This window comes from Mycobacterium sp. NGS27, from assembly GCF_059813005.1.
In genome coordinates this window covers 39,719-55,717 of the sequence record NZ_JCALDT010000006.1, presented here as the reverse complement: position 1 = coordinate 55,717, position 15,999 = coordinate 39,719, and the positions used below count along the sequence as shown (strand labels likewise).

General features: G+C 65.0%; 15 protein-coding genes, 1 other RNA gene and 2 pseudogenes. 6 read left to right on the top strand and 12 right to left on the bottom strand.

The annotated features are described in order from the left end of the window. Nucleotides 1-15 precede the first annotated feature (15 nt). From AC5Y30_RS17245 to AC5Y30_RS17235, 3 genes are all read left to right on the top strand, one after another. Entirely contained in the window at nt 16-912 is an 897-nt protein-coding gene (locus AC5Y30_RS17245) for an enoyl-CoA hydratase/isomerase family protein (RefSeq protein WP_499919891.1), read from the top strand. A gap of 74 nt (nt 913-986) precedes the next feature. After that, entirely contained in the window at nt 987-1,898 is a 912-nt protein-coding gene (locus AC5Y30_RS17240) for an SDR family NAD(P)-dependent oxidoreductase (RefSeq protein ID WP_499919890.1), read from the top strand. Between the two features lie 16 nt (nt 1,899-1,914). Beyond that, nucleotides 1,915-3,303 carry an aromatic ring-hydroxylating oxygenase subunit alpha gene (locus AC5Y30_RS17235; RefSeq protein WP_499919889.1) on the top strand — a complete coding sequence of 463 codons (1,389 nt, stop codon included), beginning with the start codon at nt 1,915-1,917 and terminating at the stop codon, nt 3,301-3,303. A gap of 105 nt (nt 3,304-3,408) precedes the next feature. Here the strand turns inward: AC5Y30_RS17235 and ssrA are convergent. The 9 genes from ssrA to prfB all read right to left on the bottom strand — a co-directional run bounded on the left by ssrA (nt 3,409) and on the right by prfB (nt 10,309). Beyond that, nucleotides 3,409-3,776, bottom strand: a transfer-messenger RNA (tmRNA) gene (ssrA, locus tag AC5Y30_RS17230). An 87-nt stretch (nt 3,777-3,863) separates the two neighbouring features. Continuing rightward, nucleotides 3,864-4,709, bottom strand: coding sequence for a maleylpyruvate isomerase family mycothiol-dependent enzyme (locus AC5Y30_RS17225; protein WP_499919888.1), 846 nt, complete (start codon nt 4,707-4,709; stop codon nt 3,864-3,866). A 39-nt stretch (nt 4,710-4,748) separates the two neighbouring features. Further along, a complete protein-coding gene (locus AC5Y30_RS17220; RefSeq protein ID WP_499920205.1) occupies nt 4,749-5,591 on the bottom strand; it encodes an EamA family transporter in 843 nt (280 codons plus the stop codon). Further along, complete coding sequence (gene smpB, locus AC5Y30_RS17215) at nt 5,588-6,097, bottom strand: SsrA-binding protein SmpB (protein WP_499919887.1); 510 nt, start codon at nt 6,095-6,097, stop codon at nt 5,588-5,590. The genes AC5Y30_RS17220 and smpB overlap by 4 nt, the downstream gene beginning before the upstream one ends. 2 nt (nt 6,098-6,099) lie before the next feature. Next, nucleotides 6,100-6,993: a permease-like cell division protein FtsX gene (gene ftsX / locus AC5Y30_RS17210; protein WP_499919886.1), complete on the bottom strand. Its 894-nt coding sequence runs from the start codon at nt 6,991-6,993 to the stop codon at nt 6,100-6,102. Next, nucleotides 6,994-7,683 (bottom strand): cell division ATP-binding protein FtsE, encoded by a 690-nt coding sequence (gene ftsE / locus AC5Y30_RS17205; protein ID WP_067938740.1) that lies wholly within the window; start codon nt 7,681-7,683, stop codon nt 6,994-6,996. Between the two features lie 43 nt (nt 7,684-7,726). Then, on the bottom strand, nt 7,727-8,218 hold the full coding sequence (locus tag AC5Y30_RS17200) for an Rv3103c family proline-rich protein (RefSeq protein WP_499919885.1): 492 nt from the start codon (nt 8,216-8,218) through the stop codon (nt 7,727-7,729). Further along, on the bottom strand, nt 8,215-9,207 hold the full coding sequence (locus tag AC5Y30_RS17195; protein ID WP_499919884.1) for a mechanosensitive ion channel family protein: 993 nt from the start codon (nt 9,205-9,207) through the stop codon (nt 8,215-8,217). The genes AC5Y30_RS17200 and AC5Y30_RS17195 overlap by 4 nt, the downstream gene beginning before the upstream one ends. Further along, nucleotides 9,197-10,309, bottom strand: a complete 1,113-nt coding sequence (gene prfB / locus AC5Y30_RS17190) for a peptide chain release factor 2 (RefSeq protein WP_499919883.1) — start codon at nt 10,307-10,309, stop codon at nt 9,197-9,199. Before prfB ends, AC5Y30_RS17195 begins: the two co-directional genes overlap by 11 nt. Before the next feature lie 161 nt (nt 10,310-10,470). On the opposite strand from prfB, the gene AC5Y30_RS17185 reads away from it, so the two are divergent. After that, nucleotides 10,471-11,832: an FAD-dependent oxidoreductase gene (locus AC5Y30_RS17185; RefSeq protein WP_499919882.1), complete on the top strand. Its 1,362-nt coding sequence runs from the start codon at nt 10,471-10,473 to the stop codon at nt 11,830-11,832. Here AC5Y30_RS17185 and AC5Y30_RS17180 read toward each other — a convergent pair. Continuing rightward, nucleotides 11,819-12,614 (bottom strand): annotated as a pseudogene (locus tag AC5Y30_RS17180) (FAD-linked oxidase C-terminal domain-containing protein); the annotation flags it as partial. The gene AC5Y30_RS17185 and the pseudogene AC5Y30_RS17180 sit on opposite strands and share 14 nt — an antisense overlap. Nucleotides 12,615-12,686: 72 nt before the next feature. On the opposite strand from AC5Y30_RS17180, the pseudogene AC5Y30_RS17175 reads away from it, so the two are divergent. Continuing rightward, a pseudogene (locus AC5Y30_RS17175) lies at nt 12,687-13,687 on the top strand (Acg family FMN-binding oxidoreductase). A 5-nt stretch (nt 13,688-13,692) separates the two neighbouring features. Beyond that, nucleotides 13,693-14,124, top strand: a complete 432-nt coding sequence (locus AC5Y30_RS17170; RefSeq protein WP_499919881.1) for a pyridoxamine 5'-phosphate oxidase family protein — start codon at nt 13,693-13,695, stop codon at nt 14,122-14,124. Nucleotides 14,125-14,129: 5 nt separating this feature from the next. Here AC5Y30_RS17170 and AC5Y30_RS17165 read toward each other — a convergent pair whose 3' ends face one another. Both AC5Y30_RS17165 and AC5Y30_RS17160 read right to left on the bottom strand, forming a co-directional pair. After that, complete coding sequence (locus tag AC5Y30_RS17165; RefSeq protein WP_499919880.1) at nt 14,130-14,546, bottom strand: group III truncated hemoglobin; 417 nt, start codon at nt 14,544-14,546, stop codon at nt 14,130-14,132. Nucleotides 14,547-14,548: 2 nt separating this feature from the next. Further along, nucleotides 14,549-15,943 carry a WS/DGAT/MGAT family O-acyltransferase gene (locus AC5Y30_RS17160; protein ID WP_499919879.1) on the bottom strand — a complete coding sequence of 465 codons (1,395 nt, stop codon included), beginning with the start codon at nt 15,941-15,943 and terminating at the stop codon, nt 14,549-14,551. Nucleotides 15,944-15,999: the final 56 nt, after the last annotated feature.

Sequence of the window (15,999 nt, the reverse complement as noted above, 5' to 3'; positions counted from 1 at the left end):
CACGAGGAGGGTGATATGAGCGCCGACGCCCCCGCCGAAGGCGAATACGAGGTGGATGACGACTCGGTCCGTTATGAAGTCGTCGAACCGCACATCGCCCAGATCACCATCAACCGGCCGGACCGGCGCAACGCAATCCTGTCGCCCGACATGCACAACTTGTTCAAGGAGCGGCTGACCCGCGCCGAAGACGACGATGAGGTCAAAGTCGTCATCCTCCTGGCCGAGGGCAAGGATTTCTGCAGCGGTGACGATGTGCGCCGGCTCCCAGTGGAGCAGGCGGGGCTGACCAAGGGGAAGCGGTTGCCGCAGACCGCACGTCTGGGCAACGCGCGACGACTACACCGGCACCTCACGAACTGGCTGGAGTTTCCCAAGACGGTGATCGCGGCCTGTCAGGGCGCGACCCTGGGCGCCGGAATGAACCTCGCTCTCGCCGCTGACATTCTGGTTGTCTCCGACGACATGTATCTCGCCCGCCCGCAGGCGCGCATCGGCTTCGCAGGATTCTCCACAGCTATGCCGTTGGCGCTGCTCAAGTTAGGACCTAACCGCGGCTACGAGGCGATGATCACCGGCCGCAAGGTGACGGCGGCCGAGTTACGCGAATGGGGCGTGGCCGCGTCCGTCGTGCCCGCCGAGTCGTTGCGCCACGAAGCCATGCGGTACGCGCACGCTATAGCCCATCACTCGGCCGACGGGTTGATGGTGGGAAAGCACGCGCTGATCGCGTTCTGGCACGCAGTCGGAATGGCGCAGTTCGGCGACTGGGTTCCGATGGGCCACACCGTGTTCAGCAACCTGTCCTGGCGTGATGACGAGTTCAACTTCATGAAGGAACGTAGCTCTCGCGGCGGCCGGGAGGCCATGGCCGAGCTCGAGCGCCGCTATTCCGAGTGGGGATTCGAATAGTTTCGCTAATGCGACACCTGTACAGATCTTGTATTGGTGTTCTGTATGCTGAGGCAAACGGCACGGGGAGCTGAATGACGATGGGTGTGCTTGACGGACGTACTGCATTGGTAACCGGCGCGGGACGTGGAATTGGGGCTGCGGTTGCCGAGGGGCTGGCAGCCGAGGGTGCGACGGTCTTGGTGTCGGATGCCGGAGTCACCGTCGATGGGATCGGCCATGACGCGGGCCCGGCCGAAAGCGTGGCCGCGGCGATCGCGAGCCGCGGCGGTAAGGCGTTCGCCGATACCACCGACATCACCGACTTCGCTGCGTGCGCGGATCTCATCGACCGCGCCGCCGAAACGCTCGGAGGCTTGGATGTCGTCGTGAACGCCGCGGGAATCCTGCGCGACGGCATGGTATTCAAGATGAGCGAGCAGGACTGGGACGCGGTGGTCTCGGTACACCTCAAAGGCACTTTCAACGTCACCCGCCACGCGGCGGCATGGTGGCGCGAAAACCGAGGCGGGCAGTACCGACTGATCACGTTCACGTCGATGTCGGGACTGCAGGGCGCCCCCAGCCAGCCCAACTACGCTGCCGCCAAGATGGGAATAGTTGGCCTGACATTCTCGTGCGCCAACGCATTACGCAACTATGGGGTGCGTTGCAACGCAATCGCCCCGATCGCCGGCACCCGCATGACCCAGGGCATCAAGGGTGGTGGGAGCATGGACTACTCGGACTCCAACGTTCGCCTATCGCCCAAGAACTGCGTGCCGCCCGTGGTGTATCTGGCCAGCGCGCAGTCTGATTGGCTTAACCGCCGCGTCATCTTCGCCGGCAACGGCCGCATCAGCCTGATGTCCAACCCGGTCGTCGAACGCGAAATCGTGTCGACCTCGGGAACCTGGGATATCCCGACTGCTTTCGCCGAGATCGAGACATCGTTCAAGGAAGCCGTCCTGTATCCCAATATCTTCGACAAGCCACCCGCCAGCTGAGACGGAGAGGGTGATCATGACCGAGCTTGCCACCGAGCGGGTGCCCAAGAAATACGCCTGCGGTGAGACGTTCGTGCCGAAGAGTAGGTATGTTGATCCGGAGTTCCTGCAACTCGAGTTGGATCGATTATTCACCCAAGTTTGGCAGCCGGCGTGTCGCGAAGAGGAAATCCCTTCGCCAGGTTGTTATTACGAGTACATGATCGGCCGGCAATCCATCGCCGTGGTGCGCCAGAAAGATGGCGGGATCAAGGCGTTTCACAACGCTTGTGCGCACCGTGGGATGAAAATCGTTCGCGACAGCGGATGTGCGCCGGACAAGGAGTTGCGCTGTGGGTTTCACGGTTGGCGTTATGGCTTAGACGGGCGGTCGTCGTTCGTTCCTTGCCGTGACGAATTCGCCTCCCGCCCACGCGAACAATGGAACCTGCGGCCCGTCGCCGCCGGCACTTGGGGCGGGTGGGTGTTCGTGAGCATGGCGGAGAACCCGCCGGATCTGCTCGAATGGCTGGACCCGCTGCCTACGGCGCTGGCGCCATTTCGGTTGCAGGACATGCGCTACCGCTGGCGCAAACGCACCTTCCTGCATGCCAACTGGAAAACGGTTGTCGACGCATTCATCGAGGGCTACCACACTCCTGGCACCCACCCGCAAACGATGCGATCCGCAGAGGGCCCGCGGCCATCGGCAGCGCCCGCCCCCCCGCAGGAGTACGTCTACGCGCCTTACACGCCAACGATCACCTACAACAACCACTCTCGGTTCGTGTACACCCAGCGTCCCGAACACGCCAGTCGCGACAGCGCGCGCCAGGAACTGGCGGCGCGACCGGAGGTATTCGCAAATTCGATGCAATACCAATACCTAGAGGTCGGCTCGCTGGTCACCGAACGCGACTACCGTGCCGCGCAAAAACTGGCGACGCAGGCGCCCAGCGAAGTCCCGCCGTTCGTGCTCTATCACCAGCTGTGCGAGGAACTCGCACGCGCGGAAGGCGTCGACTTTCCGCAGATGTCGATGGAGCAGTACTTCGCGGGCAACGGCGACTGGCATGTGTTTCCCACCATGGTCATCCTCGTCGAGAAGTCCTGCCTGCTCGGATACCGCATGCTGCCGGATGCCGAAGATCCGAATCGGTGCACGTTCGAAATGTTCTCGTTGGAGCATTTCGCACCCGGAGAGGTTCCCCAGACACATTGGCAAGTGTTCGAGCGATGGCAGGATCACGACGCCTGGGGCGAGTTGCCCTCGCAGGACTTGAAGAACATCGGAGCCATTCACGCCGGCATGCATTCGGCGGGCTTCGACGGACTCTGGCTGAACACCGCCCAGGAGATGTCGATCCGGAACGAGCACGCGATCGCCGACAGATACCTGTTCGGTTCGGGCAACTCAGACGAGTAAATGATTCCTGCCGCGCCGAACCGAGAGCGGCCCGGTGAGTATCCGGGTATAACACTCGGACGTTTCGTGTACCGAGCAAATGGGCCGCTCAAGAGCGACCCTTCTCAGTGGAGCTGCCGGGAATCGAACCCGGGTCCTACGGCATTCCCTCAAGACTTCTCCGTGCGCAGTTCGCTATGCCTCTACTCGGATCTCCTGGTCACGCGAACAAGCCAGGATGACGATCCCAGTCGCTGTTGGTGTCCCGATGAGTCCCGCGACCGAACTCATCGGTGGATCCCTCTAGCTGACGCCAGGGTCCGGGTCGAGGGCTTTCCCGGTCTGACGGACTAGCTGTCGCTTAGGCAGCGAGAGCGTAGTCGCGCTGATGTGAATCGGCGCTTATCTGTTTGCAACGACGCTTGCGGTGGTCGGTTGCCTGCACCGGCACGCTTCCCTTGATTCGATGCGCGAAGTCGAAACCTTTCAGCCCCTCGCACCCCACCGACTTTCGGCAGGAATATCAATGGTACCTGGCTATCAACCAGCGGCAACGGGATTATCTTCCCGCCGGGCTGCGATCAGATCACGAAGTTGAGATGCTCCACGATCTGGTTGGCCACACCTCTGTCGCCGCCGAGCTGGATGTCCTGGGGACGCGTTGGACACATCGGGCGCCCGCCGGTGAGCCTGGTGAACTGCAGCCCGTCCAGACGAATGGTCGCGGTCGGTTCCTGGCCGGCGAAGTCGTCGACCACCGCGGCCCGGCCGTCGACGCTGACCCGGATGGTGCGGGCAAGCGGGCCGGTGAGGTCGAACTGAATGCGTGAACCGTCGGGCGCCTTGGCCAGCTTGCCCACGACGTAGCCCATCGTGGCGGCGATCTCATCCACGGCGAGCGACGCCGCGGGGCGGGTCAGTTCGTCGTCGGACGGCGGCCGGTCCAGCGCCACCCGAATGTCTTGTTCATGCATCCAGCAGTCGAATACGCGGATCCGCATGAATCGGCCGTAGGAGTCCGGGCCCGTGGGAGTCATCGTCACCGCGTCCCACTCTTCATCGGACAGGCCCGTCAGCGCTTCGCGCCGATCGTTGGTGATCGCCCTGAAGCTCTCCAAAACGTCGGCGTCGGCGTGCGCGCTCAGATGGCGAACCCAGCACTCGTTCATCACCCCGACGTCGTTGCGCACGTGTTCCAGCGTCGAGACATCGATATCGGGCTGCGGTGCGGCGATGCCGGCGAGAAACGACTCGGTGCCGATCATGTGCGCCACCAGGGCCTTGACGTCCCAGCCCGGCAGCGGACTGGCCGCTCGCCATTGCGCTTCGGACAGCCCGGCCAGCAGCGCGTCGATGTCGTCCCACACCGCGAAGAGTCCGGAGAGAACGGTGGACTTGTCGAGTCTGGTGACGGGGCGATCGGCCATGGTCGTCGATCGTAGGCCGATCAATCAAGCATGGCGCCGTCAGGCCGAGGCGATCATCGCCACGGAGCCCATGGCCAGCACCATGCCGATCCCTTGCAAGCGGGTCACCCGCTCGCGCAGCACCACCATCGCCAGCACCACCGTCGCGGCGGGATACAGCGAGATCAGGATGCTGGCCAACGACAGCAGCCAGGTGTGCAACGCCGCCAGCATGGTGATGTTGGCGAAGATGTCCAGCAACGCGACGGCCACGGCCAGTTTGAGCGGCCGTCCGCGCGGCATCGCCAAGTTCTGGCTGGTTTTGGCCATGGCGAAAACCACCAGGCTGGCCGCCACCCGAGCGAAGACCAGCGGCCAGAGTTTGCACACGTGCGGCGCCTGGTGCAGGAACACCAGGTTCAAGCCCATCGCGGAGCCCGCAACTACTGTGAGCCAGGCCACTTTTGGCGTGAACCGATACGGCGTGCCCTCCACGGGGGCCTCCCGGCTGACGAGCATCACGGCAGCCAGCGCCAGGACGACCCCCACCAGGGCCGCCTGACCGACCCGCTCCCCGAGCGCCATGCCGACCGCCACCGGCACCGCGGCGTTGAGCACGGCCGCCAACGGCGAGACGACCGAAATCGGCCCGGAACCAAGTGCGGCGAAGAACGCCCACATGCCGAAGGCCATGCCGATGCCGTACAGGCACCCCCACAGAACGGCGCCGACATGGATAGGACCGCCGACGAAGACGGCCATCACGCCCAATATCAGCGTTTCAATCGGATAAGCGACCAGCATTACACGCAGCGCGGCCACTCGCCGCGCTGCCACGCCGCCCACGAAATCGCTGACGCCGTACGTAACGGCAGACAGCTGGGCGTAAGCCGCCCCGATCAGGTCATGCCCTTTGCTCGTCGCCCCATTTCACGGACCACCTCACGCTGTGCATCACGCTGCGCCATATCCTGGCGCTTGTCATAAGCTCTTTTGCCGCGAGCAAGGGCGAGCTCGACTTTGACCTTGCCCTCCGAGAAGTACAGAGACAGCGGCATCAAGGCGAGGTTACCATCTCGTATCTTGCCCACCAGCCTGTCGATTTGTTGCCTATGTAACAACAACTTTCGGTTGCGACGTGGCTCATGATTAGTCCAGCTACCGTGCTGATACTCCGGTATGTACAAATTGCGCAACCAAACTTCGCCGTCGTCGATCGTTGCGAACGCGTCAGCCAACGATGCTTGGCCCAGGCGAAGGCTTTTGACCTCGGTGCCCTGCAAAGACACTCCGGCCTCGAACAACTCGATGATCGAATAGTTATGCCGCGCTTTGCGATTGGTGGCGATGATTTGTTTGCTGCCACCTTTGCCGCCCGCCGCCTTTGCGCGGCCGGAACCCTTGGCCACAGCTAACGCCGGATGTAGAGGCGCAAGGTCGCGTACCCCGTCACTGCAGCCATCGACACGCCGAGCAGGAACAGCCACGGCGAGATGTAGAGGATGTCGGCATAGTCGACCTTGGCGATCAGATGTGCTTGATAGAACTGGCTCAGCGCATTGTCCAGGAACAGAGCCCGGACCAACATGAGGCCGACTACGGCGATGGCCACACCGACGGACGCGGCGAGCATCGCCTCCACCAGGAACGGCAGCTGGGTGTACCACCGGCTGGCGCCCACCAGCCGCATGATTCCGATCTCGGTGCGACGGGTGTACGCGGCGACCTGCACCATGTTGGCAATCAACAGGATTGCTCCGACGGCCTGCACCAGGGCGACGGCGAACGCGGCATCGCGCAGTCCGTCCAGCACGGCGAACAGCCGGTCGATGAGGTCCTTCTCGTTGAGGATGCTGCGCACCCCGGGCTGGCCCTGCATCGCGGCATCGAACTCCGCGTGCTGTTCGGGATTGTTCAATTTGACGATGAACGAGGCGGGAAACGAGTCCTTACCCGCCACGTCCTTGAACTCCGGGAACTTCTTGATGGCGTCGTTGTAGGCGTCCTGCCGATTGACGAAGCGCATCGATTTGACGTCTTGCCGCGCATCGATCTTGTCGCGCAACCCTTTACACGGCGCGGACGCACACGTGGTGTCGTTGGCCGAGATGTCGTCGGTCAAAAACACCTGCGTCTCGACGCGGTCGAGGTAGATCTCGCGCGAGTTGTCGGCCAGCCGGACCACCAGCAGGCCGCCGCCGAACAGGCCGATGGAGATCGCGGTCGTCAGGATCATCGCGGCCGTCATCGTGACGTTGCGACGAAAGCCGGTCAGGACCTCGTTGAGTAGGAAACCGAAGCGCACTTAGCGGTCCATCCCGTAGATGCCGCGCTGCTCGTCGCGAACCAGCCTGCCCAGCGACAGCTCGACGACGCGCTGGCGCATCGAGTCGACGATGTGGTGGTCGTGCGTCGCCATCAACACCGTCGTCCCCGTGCGGTTGATCCGCTCCAACAAATCCATGATGTCCTTACTGGTATCTGGGTCGAGGTTGCCCGTCGGCTCGTCGGCCAGCAGGACGAGCGGCCGGTTGACGAACGCGCGGGCGATCGCCACCCGCTGCTGCTCGCCGCCGGACAACTCGTGGGGCAACCGGTTGGCTTTGCCGGACAGTCCGACGGTATCGAGCACCTCCGGCACCACCCGGTTGATCGCGTCGCTTCGTTTGCCGATCACTTCCAGCGCGAACGCGACGTTCTCGTAGACCGTCTTTTGCTGGAGCAGGCGGAAGTCCTGGAAAACGCAGCCGATCACCTGGCGCAGCTTCGGGACGTGACGGCCGCGCAGCTTGTTGACGTGGAACTTCGAGACCCGGACGTCACCGCTGGTCGGGTTCTCCGCGCCGAGCAGCAGCCGCATGAACGTGGACTTACCCGACCCCGACGGGCCGATCAGGAAGACGAATTCACCCTTGTCGATCTTGACGTTGACGTCCTCCAGCGCCGGGCGCGCCGACGCTTTGTACTTCTTACTGACATGGTCCAGGGTGATCATCACGGCACGCCAGTGTAGCGGTGAATTTCGCTGGCAGGCGAAGTCAACTGGCCGGTGGCCGCGAAGTCGGCACCGGACCGGGCCCGGGCTGCGGTTGCGGCGGCGGCGACGGGGTGGGGCTCGAGCTGGGCGGGCAGAACGGGGCCGGCAAGACGCAAGGGAGCTGTGGCAGCTGGAACGGCGGCGTGGTCGTTGTCGTCGTCGTCACCGGTGGGGGCGGCGGGGGCGGAGGCGGCGGCGTGCTCGTCGGGGTCGGTGTATAGGTGACGGTCGTCGGCGGTGCCTGCACGCGGCTGCGCGGCACCCAGGTGTAGTTGGGGTCGGGTACGAAGCCCGGCGGCACCACTTGCTGGGCCGGAGGCTTGGGGGCCGGTTCCGGGCGGTAGGTGTCGTAGACCCACCACACCACGAAGAAAGCGACGATCAACACGAAGGTCGACGTGCGCATCCGCCCGCCGAAGATGTGCTTCGGCCAGCGATGCTCCGCATCCGTGTCGTCGCCGCGCTTCTCAAGGATGTTCAGGGTGAACTTCACCGCTTCTGCCCCGCACCCTGGACTTCATCGGCTTGCTGTCCGGCTGCCTCGGCGGCCTCGGCGGCCGGAATCGACGGATCCTCCACCAGGCCCACCGTCGCGTCGGCCGCGGTCACGATCCCGACTCGGGCCAGCGCCCGGATGACCAGCACCCGTAGCTGCCGGCCGACCTCGAACTGCTTGCCGGGCAGGGTGCGTGCCACCATGCGCAGGGTGACGGTGTCGACCTCGATGCTCTCCACCCCCATCACGGTGGGGGCGTCCAGTAGCAACTGGCCCAGCACCGGGTTGTTCATCGCGCGGTCGCATTCCTGATGCAAGACCTCGTTGACCCGGTTGAGGTCGGCGCTGGTCGACACCGGGATGTCCACCACCGCGCGCGCCCAATCCTTGGACAGGTTGACCACCTTGACGATCTGCCCATTGGGAATCGTCAGCACTTCGCCGTCCGGCGATCGCAGGCGCGTCACCCGCAAGGTCACGTTCTCCACCGTCCCGGTCGCTTCGGTGGCGGAAACGACGGTAAGAGTGACCAGGTCGCCGAACCCGTATTGCCGCTCCACCAGGATGAAGAAGCCGGACAGCAGGTCCCGGACCAACTGTTGCGCGCCGAAACCCAGCGCGGCGCCCACCACGGTGGCCGGCGCTACCAGACCCCCGACCGAAAACTGCAGAACGTTGGCGATCTGCATGATGACCCAGATGCCGATGATGACGACCGAAACCCAGGAGATCACCGACGCCAGGGCCTGCCGGTGCTTGGACGCCTCCGAGCGCACCAGCGCGTCGCTCTCGGCGAAGCCCAGGTTGAGCTGATGGGTCACCTGCTGCGCGACCCAGTTGACGAACCGGGCGGCCAGCATCGCGGCGATCAGGACCATGACGATCCGCAGACCCCGGGTGATGATCCACTCACCGAGCTCGCCCCGCCAGAAGTCGTGCCAGCGGTGCGTCATCGATGCGGCGAGAATGTGTGTGTTATTCGTCATCTTTTCGGTTGCGCCAACGGATTCCCGCTTCCAGGAATCCGTCGATGTCTCCATCCAGGACGGCCGCAGGATTGCCAACCTCGTACGCGGTCCGCAGGTCCTTGACCATCTGATAGGGCTGCAGAACGTAGGAGCGCATCTGGTTGCCCCATGAACTGCCACCTTCGCCTTTTAACGCGTCTAACTCAGCGCGTTCTTCGGAACGCTTGCGCTCCAACAGCTTTGCCTGAAGCACTCGCATCGCCGAGATCTTGTTCTGCAACTGCGATTTTTCGTTCTGGCAAGTCACGACGATACCCGTTGGGATGTGGGTTAAACGTACCGCAGAGTCGGTGGTGTTGACCGACTGGCCTCCCGGCCCACTCGAACGGTAAACGTCAACGCGCACATCGCCTTCCGGTATATCGATGTGGTCGGTGGTCTCGACCACCGGAAGCACCTCGACTTCAGCGAAAGAAGTCTGGCGCCGACTTTGATTGTCAAACGGGCTGATTCGCACCAGCCGGTGCGTGCCCTGCTCCACGGAGAGCGTGCCGTAGGCGAACGGGGCGTGCACGGCGAACGTCGCGCTCTTGATGCCGGCCTCTTCGGCGTAGGACGTATCGAATATCTCCACCGGATACTTGTGCTGCTCGGCCCACCGGATGTACATCCGCATGAGCATCTCGGCCCAGTCGGCGGCGTCCACTCCACCGGCGCCGGAGCGAATGGTGACCAGGGCCTCGCGTTCGTCGTAATCGCCCGACAGCAAAGTACGCACCTCGGTGGCTTCGATGTCCGCGCGCAGCGCCTTCAGCTCGGCATCGGCCTCGGTGAGCGCCTCGTCGGCGCCTTCGCCCTCCTCGGCGGCCAGCTCGTAGAGCACCGGCAGGTCATCCAGCCGCCCACGCAGCTCCTCGACCCGGCGCAGCTCGCCCTGGGCGTGCGACAACTCACTGGTCACCTGCTGGGCACGGGCTTGGTCGTCCCACAACTGGGGATCGGATGCCTCGTGTTCAAGCTTCTCGATGCGGGTGCGCAGACCGTCCACATCGAGCACCCGCTCCACCGTGGTCAGGGTGGCGTCGAGTGCGGCGATATCGGCTTGACGGTCGGGTTCCACAGCCGACAACGTTACCCGGGGGTCCCCAAGCGGCTCAGATCGCAGCGAGTGTCCAGGTCACGACCAGCGGTCATGCGTTTAGCATCGAGTCACGATCATGTGCGCCCCGCTTTGCGCGCGACAGCCCCTGCGCGCATTCGGGCCCGAATAGAAGGTCGAGAATGCGCCCTTACCACGTTGCAATCGTTGGCTCCGGACCGTCGGGCTTCTTCGCCGCATCCTCCTTGCTGAAGGCGGCCGACGGGTCCGAGGACATCGACGTCGCCGTAGACATGCTGGAGATGTTGCCCACCCCGTGGGGGCTGGTGCGCTCCGGCGTCGCGCCCGATCACCCGAAGATCAAGTCGATCAGCAAGCAATTCGAGAAGACGTCCCAGGATCCGCGCTTCCGCTTCTTCGGCAACATCTCGGTCGGCGAGCACGTCCAGGCGAGCGAACTCGCCGAGCGCTACGACGCCGTCGTCTATGCGGTCGGGGCGCAATCCGACCGTGCGCTGAACATCCCGGGCGAGGACCTGCGGGGCAGCATCGCCGCCGTCGATTTCGTGGGCTGGTACAACGCGCACCCGAATTTCGAGGCGGCCACGCCCGATCTCTCCGGGGCGCGGGCTGTGGTCGTCGGCAACGGCAACGTCGCGCTCGACGTCGCACGCATCCTGGTCACCGACCCCGACGTGCTGGGGCTGACCGACATCGCGGACCACGCGCTGGAGTCGCTGCGCCCGTGCGGCGTCGACGAGGTGGTCGTCATCGGTCGGCGCGGCCCGCTGCAAACCGCGTTCACCACCCTCGAGCTCCGCGAGTTGGGCGACCTGGAAAACGTCGACGTGATCGTCGATCCCGCCCAGCTGGAGGGCATCAGCGACGAGGATGCGGCCGCGGCCGGCAAGACGGCGAAGCAGAACATCAACGTGCTGCGCGATTACGCGAAGCGCGACCCGCGACCCGGCCACCGCCGCATCGTGCTGCGCTTCATGACCTCCCCGATCGAGATCAAGGGCGACGAGAGGGTCGAGGCAATCGTGCTCGGCCGCAACGAGCTGGTCACCGACGACAGTGGGCGGGTGTCGGCCAATGACACCGGCGAGCGTGAGGAAGTACCGGTTCAGCTGGTGGTGCGTTCGGTCGGCTACCGCGGTTTGCCCACCCCGGGACTGCCGTTCGACGAGAAGACCGCGACCATCCCCAACAGCGGCGGGCGGGTCGAAGGCAGCCGCAACGAATACGTGGTCGGGTGGATCAAGCGCGGGCCCACCGGCGTGATCGGCACCAATAAGAAGGACTCGCAGGACACGGTGGACACGCTGCTCGCCGATCTCTGCGCTGCCGACGGTATCGCCGATTTCCCGGACGACCACGCCGCCCAGTTGGCTGACTGGCTGGCGTCACGCCAGCCCAAGCTGGTGACCTCGGCGCACTGGGATCTCATCGATGCCCATGAGCGGGCGGCCGGTGAACCGCACGGACGTCCCCGCGTCAAGCTGCCGAGTTTGGCCAAGTTGCTGCAGGTCAGTCACGGCTGAGCACGGGTCGACCAGCACACCCGGGCTTGAGGGTGCCCGCCGGGTCGAGCGCGGACTTGGCTGCGCGGAAGGCCGCCGGACGCTGCCGGTCATACCAGAGGCGGTGGTCGCGACCGACCGCGTGGTGATGGGTGATGGTGCCGCCGTTTGCGCTGAACGCCTCGGACACAGCGGCTTTGATGTCATCCCACTGCGCGACGAGTGAGCCCCATCGTCCGCTTGCGTAGATTCCGTAGTACCGCGCCGACCCGTTGGGTGACGTGGGTGAAGCGGCAGGTCACCACGCCGGCCCCGCAGACCCGCTCGATCGCCGTGGTTGCCGCCGCGGTAACCGCCGTGTGCAGCTGGTCGGATCGGTCCCAGGTGCAGGCGGTATCGAAGGTCTCGGCAATGGCATCGCGGCGCGCCAGCGCGTCGCGCTGATCGGGCATGCGCAGGAACGCTGAACGTCAATTCTGGGAAGCGTCGTTAATTTCGGTTGTGTCGCTTCCGGTTTCGCGGCTACGGCGGGTGGTCACGATTCCACCGTGGTGGGCGGCGATCTCGACGGCCCGGTCCAGCCACGGGTCTCTCGGATGATCCGCCGATTCGAAGGCGAGCACCAGAAGCCCACCGCCGACCGCGGCGCCCGCATTCAAAAGCGCCTCGGCCGGGTCCAGCAACCGGCAGTTCGTTGGGTACAGCCCGGACTGCGCGATCGCCCGCACCGCGCCGGCTGCGGTCGCCCAGTCGTTGGACGCCACCGCCGCCGCGACCTGCCATCGCGGGCGGTCCTGTAAGCGCTGACACAAGTGATTTGGTTTCAGGACCAACGGCCCTACCGGCGCGCATCACGTGCTCATACCGTGCATGTCGTGGACGTCCAGGCGCTCAAAAATGCAGTCCTGCTGGCCTGCCGGGAGCCCTCGGTACACAACAGCCAGCCCTGGCATTGGGTTCTCGCCGGCGGCGAAAGTGGCACCGTGCACTTGTTCGTCGATCGCCGGCGAACGGTGCCCGCCACCGACCATTCGGGTCGGGACACGATCCTGAGCTGCGGCGCTGTCCTCGATCACCTTCGCATCGCGACGACGACAGCGCGGCAACGAGCGCGTATCACGCGGTTCCCTGACCCGAAAGACCCCGACCATTTGGCCACAGTCGGATTCGGCCCCATCGACAACGTCACCAGCGTGCAGCAAAACCGCGCCGCGGCGATCTTGCAGCGGCGAACCGACCGGCTTCCGTTTGAGTCCCCCGTCTGCTGGCAACTCTTCGAACCCCTGCTGCGCCGCGCGATCGACGAGGATTTTGAGGAGGTGATGCTTGACGTGCTCTCCGATGACCAACGACCGCGGTTGGTCGAGGCATCACGGCTCACCGAGGCCCTGCGGCGCGACGACTCGTCCTATCACGCCGAATTGCAATGGTGGACTTCGCCAATTCGCGCTGGCGCAAGGTGTGCCGCCGAGCGCACTGGCATCAGATATCGAAGGACTCCGCGTCGATGTGGCCCGGCACTTTCCAGTCCGCGGCCACCACGATCGACGCGGCGAAATCAGCGCGGACGGGTCGACAATCCTTGTGCTGTCCACACGTGGGGACACCCGGCTCGACGTGTTGCGCTGCGGTGAGGCGCTGTCGACGGTATTGCTCGAGTGCACCATGGCGGGCCTGGCCACCTGCCCCGTTGACCCACCTGATCGAGACGTCGCAGGGTCGCGACATCGTGGGCGAGCTGATCGGCGGTCGCGGCCACCCACAGGTGGTGATCCGGGTGGGAATCACCCCGCCGATGGAAAATCTTCCCCCGCCGACACCGCGGCGGCCATTGGCCAGTGTGCTAGAGATTCGTGAGAGCGCCCTAGAAAGGTAGGAGCCATGAGCGACGAGCCGGTTACCATCCTGTCCGGAGACGAAAGTTGGCGCCGACTGGGCGCGGTCGCACTGGGTCGACTGGTCACCACGTTCGCCGGTGAGCCCGAGATCTTCCCGGTCAACTACGTCGTCCAGGGCCGGACCGTGCTGTTTCGGACCGCGGAGGGCACAAAATTGTTCTCTGCGGTAGCCAGCAGCACCGTCCTCTTCGAGGCCGATGACCACACCGCAGCCGAAGGCTGGAGCGTGATCCTCCGGGGCCGGGCCAAGCTGCTGCGTACCGACACCGAGATCGCGGAAGCCGATCGCGCGCAACTGATCTCGTGGACGGCGACGCCCAAGCTTCACTTCGTCCGGATAACTCCGTCCGACATCACCGGCCGCCAGTTCAGGTTCGGCCCGGAGGCAGACCCCGACGCGGCGTTCACGTCATAAGCGCATCACTGCGCGAGCAGCGCATCGAGTTCGCAGGCATCCACTCCGGTCAGCCGACGGTGCATCGCCCACGCGATCCTGGTCGCCTGGATCTTGGCCCGCTCGGCCGCCGGCCCCCGAAACATCTCGTCTATGGTGTCCTGCCAGATCCCCAGCCAGCGGACGAAGTGACCACCGGACAGCGGCGTCTGGCGGTGCACGACTCTATGAGCCACCAGTGCGCTGCCACGGTACCGTCCGGCGCGAAACAGCACGGTCTCCCAGAAATCGCACATCGTCGGGATGTGCTCGGTCAGTCCCTTCTCCCGCAGGTCGGCGAACGGCCCGGCCAGAACCTCGTCGTCGAAGACCCGGCCGTAGAAGCGCCATAGCAGCGCTTCCACGTCGGTCCGGTCAACCAGGTCGGTAGCCGGTGCGCTCATCCTCACACCACCAGTGATAGTTGTCGGCCGCGGGAGCGAGACTCGTTGCGCCGCTTGCTGATCGCCACCAGGCGCGCCACTGCGGCTTCGATTCCGCAGGCCAGTTGATCGGCGTCGGCCGCTACGTCGTAATCGGCGAGAACCCCGAAGAACAGGTCGTCGGCGTAGCTGAGCATCGCAACCCCGGTCCGCAGGTGCATCGCCAGCGGCGGCACCGGAAACACGCCGAGCACCCGCCTGCCCAGCAACCGCAACGGACGTCGCGGTCCCGGCACGTTGGTCGCCACGGTTACCACCCCGCGCTGCGGCAAGCGCATCACCAAGCCGGCGGCCCAGGCGGTCAAGGCGAATGGAACACGATTAGCCAGCGACATGAACACATTTCCGGCCTCGCGCTGGCCGCTGGCCTTGGTCCGGTCCAGCCGGGCGTGCACCGTGCGCAGTCGTTGCACCGGGTTCTCCTCGTCGACCGGCAGGTTGGGCAGCATCGCCGAGACCCGGTTATCGGTCTCGCCGAAGGCATCGGCTGACCGTATGGACACCGGCACCAATGTCCGCAGTGAATCCGGCAGCGGCCGCTCGCCGCGCTCGACCAGGACATTGCGGTAACTCTCGGTAATCGCCGCCAGCGCAACATCATTGATCGTCACGTCGAACGTTTGGCAGACCTGCTCGATGTCGGCCAGCGGCACACGGGCCCCACTATAGCGACGCAGGTTGCTCAGCGGCCCGGTCAGCGGCGACGGGGCCGGGCTCAGTAGGCCGGCGGCCATTTCGCCGGCGCCCTGGGCCGCGCGCACGACGCCCGCCGTGACGTCCGTGACGAAGGCCGGCGCCTTCCACAGCAGACCCAACACGCCGAAGGGGGTCGGCGGGGCCTTCTTGAGCTGCCGGGCGGCCCGGATCTGGTGCGCATAGCTGTCGCTGATCCCGTCATCGCACAGCCCGGCCAGCATGTGGGTGGCCGCGATCCCATCGGCCATGCAGTGGTGGACCTTGGTCAGCATCGCCCACCGATTGCCGCTGAGCCCCTCGATGACCCAGAGTTCCCACAGCGGCCGATCCCGGTCCAGACGCCGCGCCATGACATCGGCGATTACCCGGTGCAGCTCGCGGTCGTCGCCGGGCTGCGGCAGCGCCACCCGCCGTACGTGCCGCTCGATGTCGAAGCCGGGATCGTCCACCCATTCCGGGGCGCCGAGGTCGAACGGGCGCAACCGCAACCGCTGGCCGAAGCGCGGGCAGGCGCGGATTCGCTCGGCAAATACCGACAACAGCGCGTCCTGCTCGGGCACCGGACCCTCGATGACCGCGAGCCCCCCGATGGCCAGGCTGACTCGCCGATCGGCGTCTTCGGCCTTGAGAAAGCCTGCGTCCAATGTCGTCAGCTGGTTCATGATCGGTGCCCTTTCTGAGGTATAGCGAAGGCTTATCTGAAACCCGCAGTACCACT

Coding starts and splice junctions, on each gene's coding strand:
- AC5Y30_RS17185 (WP_499919882.1), top strand. CDS start 10,471: ATGCGCCCTTACCACGTTGCAATCGTTGGCTCCGGACCGTCGGGCTTC.
- AC5Y30_RS17235 (WP_499919889.1), top strand. CDS start 1,915: ATGACCGAGCTTGCCACCGAGCGGGTGCCCAAGAAATACGCCTGCGGT.
- AC5Y30_RS17160 (WP_499919879.1), bottom strand. CDS start 15,943: ATGAACCAGCTGACGACATTGGACGCAGGCTTTCTCAAGGCCGAAGAC.
- AC5Y30_RS17225 (WP_499919888.1), bottom strand. CDS start 4,709: ATGGCCGATCGCCCCGTCACCAGACTCGACAAGTCCACCGTTCTCTCC.
- AC5Y30_RS17195 (WP_499919884.1), bottom strand. CDS start 9,207: ATGACGAATAACACACACATTCTCGCCGCATCGATGACGCACCGCTGG.
- AC5Y30_RS17245 (WP_499919891.1), top strand. CDS start 16: ATGAGCGCCGACGCCCCCGCCGAAGGCGAATACGAGGTGGATGACGAC.
- AC5Y30_RS17165 (WP_499919880.1), bottom strand. CDS start 14,546: ATGAGCGCACCGGCTACCGACCTGGTTGACCGGACCGACGTGGAAGCG.
- AC5Y30_RS17240 (WP_499919890.1), top strand. CDS start 987: ATGACGATGGGTGTGCTTGACGGACGTACTGCATTGGTAACCGGCGCG.
- AC5Y30_RS17170 (WP_499919881.1), top strand. CDS start 13,693: ATGAGCGACGAGCCGGTTACCATCCTGTCCGGAGACGAAAGTTGGCGC.
- ftsE (WP_067938740.1), bottom strand. CDS start 7,683: ATGATCACCCTGGACCATGTCAGTAAGAAGTACAAAGCGTCGGCGCGC.